Annotated in this window: 8 protein-coding genes and 1 pseudogene; 7 read left to right on the top strand and 2 right to left on the bottom strand. The window is 39.8% G+C overall.

The features are described from left to right. The 5 genes from AC4PL9_RS14475 to AC4PL9_RS14495 form a co-directional block, all read left to right on the top strand. Positions 1-1,988, top strand: a 1,988-nt coding sequence (locus AC4PL9_RS14475) for an HYR domain-containing protein (protein ID WP_491605464.1), incomplete at its 5' end; no start/stop codon positions are given. Between the two features lie 22 nt (positions 1,989-2,010). Next, positions 2,011-2,937, top strand: a complete 927-nt coding sequence (locus tag AC4PL9_RS14480) for a PorP/SprF family type IX secretion system membrane protein (RefSeq protein WP_491605465.1) — start codon at positions 2,011-2,013, stop codon at positions 2,935-2,937. Positions 2,938-2,948: 11 nt separating this feature from the next. Next, the gene (locus AC4PL9_RS14485) at positions 2,949-4,838 is read left to right on the top strand and encodes an OmpA family protein (protein ID WP_491605466.1); all 1,890 of its coding nucleotides are present in this window, start codon (positions 2,949-2,951) and stop codon (positions 4,836-4,838) included. Positions 4,839-4,968: 130 nt separating this feature from the next. Then, complete coding sequence (locus AC4PL9_RS14490; RefSeq protein WP_491605467.1) at positions 4,969-5,790, top strand: PorV/PorQ family protein; 822 nt, start codon at positions 4,969-4,971, stop codon at positions 5,788-5,790. Further along, a complete protein-coding gene (locus AC4PL9_RS14495) occupies positions 5,787-7,877 on the top strand; it encodes a ComEA family DNA-binding protein (protein WP_491605468.1) in 2,091 nt (696 codons plus the stop codon). Before AC4PL9_RS14490 ends, AC4PL9_RS14495 begins: the two co-directional genes overlap by 4 nt. A gap of 51 nt (positions 7,878-7,928) precedes the next feature. Here AC4PL9_RS14495 and AC4PL9_RS14500 read toward each other — a convergent pair whose 3' ends face one another. Next, positions 7,929-8,363 carry a hypothetical protein gene (locus tag AC4PL9_RS14500; RefSeq protein ID WP_491605469.1) on the bottom strand — a complete coding sequence of 145 codons (435 nt, stop codon included), beginning with the start codon at positions 8,361-8,363 and terminating at the stop codon, positions 7,929-7,931. 98 nt (positions 8,364-8,461) lie between these two features. Here AC4PL9_RS14500 and lpcA point away from each other — a divergent pair, with 98 nt between their 5' ends. Next, the gene (gene lpcA, locus AC4PL9_RS14505) at positions 8,462-9,034 is read left to right on the top strand and encodes a D-sedoheptulose 7-phosphate isomerase (RefSeq protein WP_491605470.1); all 573 of its coding nucleotides are present in this window, start codon (positions 8,462-8,464) and stop codon (positions 9,032-9,034) included. A gap of 921 nt (positions 9,035-9,955) precedes the next feature. On the opposite strand, the pseudogene AC4PL9_RS14510 reads toward lpcA, so the two are convergent. Continuing rightward, a pseudogene (locus AC4PL9_RS14510) lies at positions 9,956-10,126 on the bottom strand (IS110 family transposase); the annotation flags it as partial. A gap of 91 nt (positions 10,127-10,217) precedes the next feature. Here AC4PL9_RS14510 and AC4PL9_RS14515 point away from each other — a divergent pair. After that, the gene (locus AC4PL9_RS14515; RefSeq protein WP_491605471.1) at positions 10,218-11,756 is read left to right on the top strand and encodes a YifB family Mg chelatase-like AAA ATPase; all 1,539 of its coding nucleotides are present in this window, start codon (positions 10,218-10,220) and stop codon (positions 11,754-11,756) included. The last annotated feature ends 5 nt before the right edge of the window (positions 11,757-11,761 follow it).

Below are 11,761 nucleotides of genomic sequence, written 5' to 3' on the forward strand. Positions count from 1 at the left end.
TTGACGGAGTAGCTTTCAACATCGGAACAACAATTGTGACATGGACCGTAACAGACGGTTCAGGAAACAGTGTACAGTGTGTTTTCGACGTAATTGTGGAAGACAACCAGTTACCGGAAATCGTAGATTGTCCTTCCGCAATCTCTGTTAACACCGACAATGGAAGTTGTGGAGCCATCGTAAATTGGGATGAACCTACAGTAATTGACAATTGTGCAAACGCAAGCATATCCGGCTCTCATAGTCCGGGAGTGTTCTTTGAACCGGGAATAACAACTGTTATGTATACAGCTATTGATGCAGCCGGTAATGAAACATTCTGTTCATTTACTATCGAAGTAATTGACAATGAACTTCCCGAAATTTCATGTAATGCACCTATTTTCAGTTGTGACCCTGTGGTTACTTATTCAGAACCGGTTGCAAGTGACAACTGTGAAATAGCCACAATAACCCGAACAAGTGGCTTGGCCAGCGGATCAACTTTTCCCGTTGGAACAACTACCATCACATATGAAGCAGTGGATATTTCAGGAAACGTTTCTACTTGTTCATTCACCGTTACAATACACCCTCTTCCTGAACCAGTTATCAGCTCAGAGGATGTCTCTTGTTATGATTTTGAAGATGGTTCAATGGATCTAACTGTTAACAACGGTACTACTCCATATACCTATGAATGGTCCAATGGTTCCGACTCTGAAGATCTCTCCGGACTCTCACCGGGAACTTATTCCGTGATCGTCACAGATGCAAATGGTTGCTTAGGAACGGCTTCAGGAACTATTTCCCAACCCGATCAATTAACACTTGCAAGCGAAATAATGCCTGTGTTATGTAACGGTGGAAACAGCGGAGCAATACAAACAGAAGTATCCGGAGGTACTCTTCCCTATGCATTCCAATGGAGTAACGGAGCTACTTCCCAAAATGTGAACAATCTGAATGCCGGTATCTATAGTCTTTCCATTACAGATGCAAACGGTTGTAGCTTTGAATTCACTGGCGAAGTAATCGAACCGACAGAATTAATTATTCAGAGTCAGGTAACGAGTGCTACCTGTGAAGCCTCTAATGGTTTTATAGCCACTCAGGTAAGCGGAGGAGTAGCGCCCTATTCATACGCTTGGAGTAATGGAAGCTCAGAAATAAACCTTACAGATGTTCCTTCCGGTGAATATTCGCTTACCGTTACCGATGCAAATGGTTGTCAAAGAACGATTAATCTTTCCATCTCTTCTGAAAGTAACTTATTAGCCAGTATACAGGGAGAAAATGTAAATTGTAGTGGAAGAAACAACGGTTCAGCTACAGTAACTGTCTTAAATGGAAACGCTCCATATTCTTACCAATGGTCTAACGGAGAAACAGAGTCTACAATTGGAGGTTTATCACCCGGAATTTATACAGTCTCCGTATCTGACACTTATGGATGTACTGTTGATCTGAGTATTGTTATCTCAGAACCTGAATATCTGGATCTAGAGCTGGATCCTTCACTTTACAACTCGGCTTTTAATGTATTCCCTTATGGAAACGACAATGGATATATTGACGCCTTCGTTTCCGGAGGTACCGCTCCCTATTATTACTCCTGGAGTACAGGAGACAGTTCCTCTTCGATCACCGGATTACAAGCCGGGGAATACTCTCTGACAGTAACTGACATGAACGGATGTTCCCGATTTGCATCTGTGCTACTTATTCAACCGGACATTCTCGAAATGCCGAACGGTTACTCACCAAATGGTGATGGTAAGAATGATTTCTTCGTTATCCGGGGACTTGAGAGTTATCCATCCAATGAATTTACCATCTACAACCGATGGGGAAACATCGTTTACCAACGCAGCAATTACGACAACACCTGGAATGGCGATAACAATCGGGGAGAAACTCTTCCTGACGCCACCTATTTTGTCATTCTTCATGTCGAAAGTGCTGACGGAACAATCACCCTCAAAGGGTACGTGGATTTAAGAAGATAAAATTGACCAAAAATGAAATGTTATGAAAACTTTACTCATTAGTATACTATTTATTGTGGGAGGAGCGGGATGCTCCTACGCACAACAGGATCCGATGGTTAGTCAGTACATGTTTAATGGTCTGTATCTGAACCCTGCTTACGCCGGCTCACACAAATACTGGACTTCAACGTTTAGCTTCAGAAAACAGTGGGTCGGATTTGAAGGCTCACCCCAAACGGTAATCGGTGCGATTGACGGTCCTCTGGCTGGTCAGAAAATGGGGTTAGGACTCATTTACTTCAATGACCAAATAGGAGTCACCAAACAAAACTCTATTCTGGCCAATTACGCCTACAGAATCAGGGTAAGTGAAAACGGACGTCTTGCCCTCGGAATAAGTGCCGGAATATCGCAATTTAGTGCCGAGTTGACCTCCCTCACCATCTGGGACACAGATGATCAGGTTTTCATGAATAATGTCAGTAGTAAAATACTTCCCCGCTTTGGTTTCGGGATTTATTACACAGATAAAAACTGGTATGCCGGATTTTCCATTCCCACGCTAATTGCGTATGAAAAAGGACGTGATTTCTCCTTGAATTTGAATAAATCGTCTTTTTTGAATCGGCACTATCTGCTGACAGGGGGGTACATTTTCAAAGTATCGGAAAATGTGAAACTGAAACCCTCTGTCCTGTTAAAATATCTCCCTCATGCTCCAATGCAGGCAGATATAAATTTAGGAGTCCTCATTAAGGATATGTTCTGGATCGGTGGTTCTTTCCGATCAGGAGATGCCGGAGTAATCCTTCTTGAATATCAATCCAATAATTATTTCCGAATCGGGTATGCATACGATCTCACTTTTTCCGAATTGCGGAGACACTCATCCGGTTCACATGAAATCATGATAGGAATTGATTTCGGAAAAGACATGATCAAGACTAAAACACCCCGATACTTTTAAAATTTTGCCTTATGAAAAAGTTTATACCCATATTATCCTCTTTATTCCTCATTGGAATGCTGATAGGATGTAGTGGTCACCACATGAGAAAAGGAGACCGTTATTTCGACAATTACGCATACGCCAATGCAGTCAAACACTACTCAAAAGCGTATAACAAAATGAATAACGAAAAAGCAGAAAGAAGTCTGGCTATTTCCTATATGAAAATGAGTAGTCCGGAAATCTCCGGATCCTATTTCAGTAAAGTAGTCAACAGGCCTTCCCCTGCGGCTATAGATTACCTGAATTACGCGAAAGTACTCATGGAAACCGGTAAATACGAGGAAGCTATTCCCTGGATAGAAAAATACCTAGCATTCAACGAAAATGATCTGTTAGCTCAGTTACTCCTGGCTTCCTGCAAATCAGTTGATGAGCGTTATATTGACACAACCCTGTTTGAGTTAACTCCGGTTCCTACGGATGACTTTTCGAACTCATTTGGAACCGTAACGTATAACAACGGAACTGTGTTTACAGCAGATAAAGAAGTATTTTCAGGAAACAGGAAAAGCCAATGGACGGGAAAGTCCTACCTGAATCTTTACTATATGGAAAAAGGAGAAAACGGAAACTGGCTTCCTCCGTCTGCACTTAAAGGCGACATCAACGGATCATTTCATGATGGCCCGGCAACCTTCTCAAAGGATGGTAAAACCGTGTATTTTACTCGAAGTAATTACTACAAAAACAAACGAATAACAAACGATGAAAATATCTGTAATCTGAAAATATTTAAAGCCAGTTTGGTAGATGGTAAATGGAAAAATCTTGAAGAATATCCCTTTAATAGTGATGATTATTCTGTAGGACATCCAACTTTATCCGAGGACGGAAAAACACTTTACTTCGTCTCCGATATGCCCGGAGGTATAGGAGGAACGGACCTGTATAAATCTGAACTGAAAAACGGAAAATGGTCTGCCCCGGAAAATCTCGGAGAAACAATCAACACCAGAGGGAATGAAATGTTTCCTTACATCCACTGTGACGGCTCTCTGTATTTCTCTTCTGATTCTCACAATTCAATGGGTGGACTGGATGTTTTTATTACGTATTTTACGGGAGAAGAGTGGGCTACTCCGGAAAACTTAAATTATCCGCTTAACTCTTCTAAAGACGACTTTTCCTTTTCACTAAATGAAGATAACATCACCGGTTTTGTCTCTTCATCCCGTACTCAAGCTGACAAAATCTATGCCTTCACCAAAAAACCTCCCACTTTTAACCTATACGGGTTTACCAGAAAAAAAGGAACTCCGATTCCTGTGAGCAACGTAACAATTAGGATTACAGAAGCTACCAGCGGCAATGTTATTGAAATGCAAAGTGATGAGGAGGGAAAATTCAGGTTACAACTTGAGCCTGAATCCGAATACCTGTTACTCTGCACAAAAGAAGGATGTTTTACGCGAACAGATAACATTTCTACACTGGGTAAAAAATACTCGGAAGATTTTTATGCTGATTTTGAAGTAGAAGAAATAATCATTAACAAACCCATCGTTCTGGAAAACATTTACTATGATTTTGACAAATGGGATATTCGTCCTGATGCGGCAAAAGAGCTGGATCACCTTGTCAAACTACTTCAGGATAATCCTCAGATCGAAATTGAGTTAAGTTCTCACACAGATTCAAGAGGGGCTGACAATTACAACCTTGTTCTCTCAGACCGAAGAGCCAACTCTGCTGTTTCCTATCTGATTAGTAAAGGCATCAGCAAAAAACGGGTAAGTAGTAAAGGATATGGAGAAATGCAACTGGTCAATCAATGTTCTAACAAAACCCCTTGCTCGGAAGAAGAACACCAGGCGAATAGAAGAACTGAATTTAAGGTAACAAAAATCAATAAATAAACACCTGAATGCGAAGAACCGAGCGAAGCAGTACTATTTCGCCCGGTTTTTTGCTTCTATTCCGAACTTCGTTAATTTCAATAAATTTTAGTAAATTGCCTGTTACATACTCTGTTTCAACACAACCGGCATGAAAATTTACTACTCAATTCTATTACTGGTTTTTGTATTTTTTATTACTGGAACAACTGCTCAGGAACTCTATAAATTAGGTGCTCGTTCCGCTGCACTTGGACATACTTCAGTAACAATAAATGACATTTGGGCTTACCATCACAACCCCGGTATGTTAGGTTATCTCGAACAAGGAGGCGTGGGAGTCTATTATGAAAATCGTTTTTTTCTTCGTGAATTAAATTATCAGGGACTAACATTTGCCCAACCATTAAAAAAGGGAACGATATCAGCCGGAGCTCAATTCAGCGGGTTTGAAAATTATCGTTCTGCACGCGCAGGGGCAGGATACTCTCTTCGTCTCACTGATTATATAGCAATGGGTATACAGATCAACTACCTGAATGTAAGTATCCCCGGAGGATATGGAACAAAACATGGAATCAGCGGAGAATTTGGGTTAGCTACCCGAATCGGCAAAAAATGGGTCATTGGAGCGAGCATCTATAATATCACCCGAACCCGATTTGCAAGCTATCAAAACGAACGATTTGCTTCTGTAATCCGTTTGGGAGCAAGTTATATCATCAGTCAAAAACTAACGGCATCTACAGAATTTGAAAAAAGTATTGTATCTCCTTTACAGATAAAGGGTGCACTAGAGTATCAACCTATTGAAAAGTTATTCCTGCGTGCGGGGGTTCATTCCTCTCCATTGGAAATTAGTTTTGGCTTAGGTTATAATCTGAAAGGGTTACGTATTGATCTGGCATCAAGCTACAAGCAGATTATCGGTTTTACAACCGGAGTCTCCATTCATTATTGCTGGGGTACATGATCATCTACTATCGACATATCATCTTTATTCTTTTATTCTCTTTTCTTTCGTTCTGCGCAAACGCACAATTTGAAGAAAAAAATGAGATTATTCAGCAACGTATAGAATATCTGGCAGAAAATCTTGAATCCGAAAATGTCGTACTGGAACAAATCACTGAGGAACTTCACTTTTACTTTGATAACCCAATAAACCTCAACAAGACAGACGGAGAAGAGTTGAGAGCACTTGGATTACTAACAGAAGTACAAATTGTATCTTTAATCAATCACCGAAAAAAATTCGGGAAGCTAATCAGTATATACGAGGTACAAGCTGTCCCCTATTGGGATCTGTTAACAATAGAAATGATACTCCCTTTTATACGGGTTGATGATAAATTTGACCAGTTACACGTTTCCCTCAAAGAAATGCTAAAGTTTGGGAAAGGAGAAGTTTTACTCCGCTATCAACGAAATATTGAACAGAAGAAAGGATACGAGGATGTTCCTGATTCAGTATTTGAAAATTCAAACTCCTATTACCACGGAAATCCGGATCGATATTATATGCGAACCCGTTTTACCTACCGCAACAATTTCAGTATTGGGGTAACCATGGAAAAAGATCCGGGAGAATCCTTCTTTCGGGGCTCCAATCCCTATGGTTTTGATTTTTACTCCGCTCACGCCTTTTATCAGGGAGGTAAATATCTTCGTTCCATTGCTTTAGGAGATTATCAATTACAAATTGGGCAGGGAATTAATTTTTGGTCGGGTTATGCTTTCAACAAAACAGCCGATGTGGTCAATATAAAAAAGAATGCCCGCGGATTACGTCCTTATGCTTCAGTTGATGAAACCCGTTTTCTTCGTGGTGCGGCTGTTGAAGCCGGAGTAGGTAAGTTTAGTGTTACCGCTTTTGCATCTGTAAAAAAAGTGGATGCTACCTTACAAGAAACATTAGACACACTCAATCAGGAAGAACAATTTGCTTCGGCAATCAACATGACCGGGCTACACAGAACACATTCCGAGATTGCAAGAAAGAACGCCTTACAGGAACGCATTTTTGGTGGTTATGTTCAGTACAAAAGTACAAGTTTTACTAGTGGAATTGCTGTCATCCATCATAGCTATAACTCTTCTTTTGAAAGACCTCTCCAGCCCTATAATCAATTTGATTTTCGGGGAAAAAACCTACTAAACATCAGCGCAGATTACTCGTATGTCATTAAAAACACTAATGTATTTGGTGAAATAGTCCGCTCCGGTTCCGGAGCCATTGGGTTTTTACAAGGTGCAATGATCGCATTAGACACGAGAGTAGCTTTAAGTGCACTCTATCGTCACTACCCTAAAGATTTTCACACATTTTATTCGCAGGGATTTCGTGAAGGATCCAGAAGTCAGAATGAGAGCGGTATGTTTCTGGGGTTATCCTGGCGACTGTCCGGCAAATGGTTACTGAATTCCTATATCGACTTCTTTAAATTTCCCTGGTTAAAATTTCAGGTAGATGCTCCATCAACAGGAAGTGAGTTTTTAAGTCAGCTCACCTTTAAACCCTCGCGACACTTCGAGATTTATGCTCGTTTTCGGGAACAAAACAGAATGCGGAACAGTCGTTTTGAAGATGGAACGATTACGGAAATTGAGAACGTTAAACAACGTAATTACAGACTCAACCTTGCGTTCCGGGCAAGTGAATTTATCACGTTGAAATCGCGAATCGAATATGTTACCGTCACACGCCCCAGCAGTCCCGGACAAAAAGGGGTACTGCTTTATCAGGACATTGTTTACAAACCAAAGGACTTTCCTGTTGATATCAGTTTGAGATACGCCCTCTTCGACACCGATGGTTATGATTCACGAATCTACGCTTTTGAAAACAATATGTTGAACGTTTTCTATATCCCCGCCCATTCCGGAACGGGGATGCGCGCTTATGCTCTTATGAGATGGACATTTGCCAGAAGATTTGACTTATGGATTAAATATGGTATTTTCCTGTATGAAAATGTTCAGGCAATCGGATCTGCCGGAGAAACAATAACAGGAAACAGGAAATCAGATATTGGCGTTCAATTACGCATAAAATTCTAACAATAAAAAAAGAGTCCTCTCGGACTCTTTCTTAATATATTATCTTTTTGACTACAAATCATCAGGAATAACTGCCTGTTGAAACTGTTTCTTTTTCGGGCGAAGTTGCTCGATAAAAACAACTTTCAATTTTTGTCCGTCAGCAGTATAAATCATTTCCGAAATACCATTTGATATACCCGGATTTTGTTTGCTTTGGTTGTAGAACTTCACGTCCATTAATTCGTAGGTAGCATCACTGTACTGAAGAAAAACCGAACTGATTTTTCCATTTTCAACGCGCACTTTTCCATTCACACACATTACATCATCATCTCCTTCGAAGAAAGAAATAATAACATTTCGGTGCATCTCATCTGCTATCGTGTAAGCTCCTCTTTCTTTAAAAGCTGCTTCCATCTTCTGGAAACAATTCGCTGGTTTCTTTTGTGCCAACACACTCAGGGACAGCGTTAATAGCATTAAAGTTAGTAGACTTTTTCTCATGTTTTACAGTTTTCGCATTTAAAGCTGTGTTTCAAATATAGCTTAATTTATGAAATTGAGTATCGAAATTTACTACATTTGAACAAATTCATTTTCGTATGAGTACTAAACAAATTGCATACCATTTTTTTGAAGCAGCTGAAATACTGGAAAAATTCAATAGTGATCCAACTAATTTTGAACAAATCAAAAAAGCAGGTGATCTGATGGTAAATGCAATCAAAAACGGAGGCAAAATCATGTCTTGTGGTAATGGCGGATCTATGTGTGATGCCATGCACTTTGCCGAAGAAATGACAGGAAGATATCGCGAGAACAGAAAACCTCTTCCGGCTATGAGTCTATCCGACTCCTCTCACATGTCGTGCGTATCAAATGACTATGGCTATGCCTTCATTTTTTCTCGATTTGTTGAATCATTAGGGCAAAAAGGAGACGTTCTGTTAGCAATTTCAACGAGTGGCAACTCAGAAAATGTTCTCAACGCTATTGCTGCAGCACAGGAAAAAGGAATGAAAGTTGTCGGGTTAACAGGGAAAGACGGTGGAAAAATGGCCGGACTCGTTGATATTGAAATCCGGGCACCTTATAGTCAATATGCGGATCGGGCTCAGGAAATCCATATCAAAGTTATTCATTCACTGATCGATTATATTGAGCATAATGTCTAACTAAGGAATAGTTATTTTTCACTAGTGTCCGATAAAACTTTTTAGAAAATCGGGAGGTCTGTGAAGGATCTCCCGATTTCACGTAATATGGTTTTCAGAACTCAACCACCTAAATAAAAGTAGCTGCTTTTTGGTCGCTGATTTCTCTGATTTATTGGCTACACACACACTACGACACCGTTCCGTACCACCATTCTTGAAAAATAAAACAGACTTACGTTATATTCAAACCCTTTTAGGACATTGCAGTAATACAACAATAGAACTAGACATAACGATCATATTTTCAGATATTCAAAACATTCAATATCCATTTGATTCATTATCTTAGTTACACAGTGACTATATTAAGATATAACAACTATACTGTATATACACACTAGTTACCACACATAAAAAATAATGATGAAAAACTTATATGCTTCTATTCTCTTTTCGATGTGTTCCATAGTAGCTTTTAGCCAAGACTCTACTTATCATAGCGAATGGGTTTATTTACCTGTGACAACGGATTCAATAGTAATGCATGATAGCTTTGTACCTAGAAGATGTAAAAATGACCTATCTGACTCTTTAATTATACTGTTGAGTTCTTTTAAGAATCAATCATTCATAACAACATGCGATTCTATAAACGATTACTCATATCAATTTACCCAAACATTTGATTTCGAAAGTAATTTTCAGAATAAGCTTGTTCAAAATGATATGTGTTTTGAAATAGAAGAAAATAGAAATCTAAAAGAATTAAAAAAAAATAATGAATTCATTCTTTACGATACTGAATGGTTAGCTGTTATAATACACGGACCACCACGTATTGGGAATTCTACATATTGGACAGATTATTATATCTACTTCAAAAGAAATTAATAACGTGTGGTAACAATGAACCGTGGTAAAATCCAAGAAAAAATTCAACTATTTTTTCAACAATAGGGGATTTACATTTCGGTAATTTTCATCATAAACCAACTTTGATTTGGCAATAGCGAAGGCTTGTTTGATTAATTTATTAGCCACAGCTATTAATGCTAGCTTTTTCGATTTCCCTTTCGCAATTATCCTTTGGTACAATTCTAGACAAGATTTGCTGGTTTTACAAACAAAAACACGATTAATTTTTCGTCAAAACTGGATTTTATTTGTATGTTTGTGTCACTAACCTATTAAATGACCTAACATGCTTTGCAAAACATTTGGCAGCGCCGTTTTCGGGGTTGATGCCACTACCATAACTATCGAAGTTAATATTACACGAGGAATTAATTATTATCTGGTCGGGCTTCCTGATAACGCTGTAAAAGAAAGTCAGCAAAGAATAAAATCTGCTTTCAGTACGAACGACCTTAAATGGCCGGGAAAAGAAATCACAATCAATATGGCTCCAGCGGACATCCGAAAAGAAGGCTCCGTATTTGACCTTCCTATTGCTTGCGGGATCCTTGCCGCCACCGGACAGATACTTTCTCAGAAACTGGAGCAATATATCCTGCTTGGCGAGCTTTCTCTCGATGGATATTTGAAACCGGTTAAAGGAATTCTACCTATTGCCCTTCGCGCTGCTAAAGAAGGCTTTAAAGGTCTTATTATCCCGCAGGAAAACGCTTCTGAAGCTGCAGTAGTTGAAAACATGGAAGTATATGGAATGAACCACCTAAACGATGTGATAGCATTCTTTAATGAATCCCAACCATTCGAAAAAGTTCAGATCAACCTCGAACAGTTATTTTATAATAAGATACACATAAACGAGGTTGATTTTAGTGACGTAAAAGGGCAGACAACCATCAAACGAGCCTTTGAAATTGCAGCAGCAGGAGGACATAATGTACTACTCATTGGGCCTCCGGGAGCAGGAAAGTCTATGTTAGCAAAGCGACTACCCACAATACTCCCTCCCATGTCTCTCGCCGAATCATTGGAAACGACCAAAATACACAGTGTAGCCGGAAAAACGAATGCTGACAAAGGATTAATCACCACGCGCCCCTTCAGAAAGCCGCATCACACAATCAGCGATGTGGCTCTGGTTGGAGGGGGTAGTTTCCCGCAGCCCGGAGAGATCTCACTGGCTCATAATGGTGTTTTGTTTTTGGACGAACTCCCTGAATACAAAAGAACTGTTCTAGAGGTCATGCGCCAACCTCTCGAAGATCGACAGGTCACAATAGCCCGTGCCAAATTTACGGTAGAATATCCGGCAGGGTTTATGTTGGTTGCTGCCATGAATCCCTGCCCCTGTGGATATTATAATCATCCTGAAAAAGATTGTGTTTGCGCTCCGGGAATTGTACAAAAATACCTAAACAGAATTTCAGGTCCCTTATTAGACCGTATTGACCTTCATGTTGAAGTCACACCTGTCGGATTTGACGAATTGTCCGGTAAACAAAAATCAGAAACCAGTAGTACGATAAGAGATCGGGTTATAGCCGCCCGATCTATTCAGGAGAAACGTTTCAAAACAAAAAACGGAATCCACGCCAACTCTCAAATGGAAAACACAGATCTGCAAACGTATTGTAAGATCGATTCAACAGCCTCCGATTTACTAAAAACAGCCATGGAAAAACTCGGATTATCTGCAAGAGCCTATGACCGGATTCTCAAGGTGTCCCGAACGATTGCCGATCTTGATGATAGCCCAACGATTCAGGTGCAACATCTGGCTGAAGCTATCAATTTTCGAAGTCTTGACCGGGATAATTGGGCAGGATAAAAAAA

It is taken from the genome of Wandonia sp., assembly GCF_984588085.1.

Excerpts from the sequence above, each read along its gene's own strand:
- AC4PL9_RS14480 (WP_491605465.1), top strand. The coding sequence starts at position 2,011 with ATGAAAACTTTACTCATTAGTATACTATTTATTGTGGGAGGAGCGGGA.
- AC4PL9_RS14485 (WP_491605466.1), top strand. The coding sequence starts at position 2,949 with ATGAAAAAGTTTATACCCATATTATCCTCTTTATTCCTCATTGGAATG.
- AC4PL9_RS14490 (WP_491605467.1), top strand. The coding sequence starts at position 4,969 with ATGAAAATTTACTACTCAATTCTATTACTGGTTTTTGTATTTTTTATT.
- AC4PL9_RS14495 (WP_491605468.1), top strand. The coding sequence starts at position 5,787 with ATGATCATCTACTATCGACATATCATCTTTATTCTTTTATTCTCTTTT.
- AC4PL9_RS14500 (WP_491605469.1), bottom strand. The coding sequence starts at position 8,363 with ATGAGAAAAAGTCTACTAACTTTAATGCTATTAACGCTGTCCCTGAGT.
- lpcA (WP_491605470.1), top strand. The coding sequence starts at position 8,462 with ATGAGTACTAAACAAATTGCATACCATTTTTTTGAAGCAGCTGAAATA.
- AC4PL9_RS14515 (WP_491605471.1), top strand. The coding sequence starts at position 10,218 with ATGCTTTGCAAAACATTTGGCAGCGCCGTTTTCGGGGTTGATGCCACT.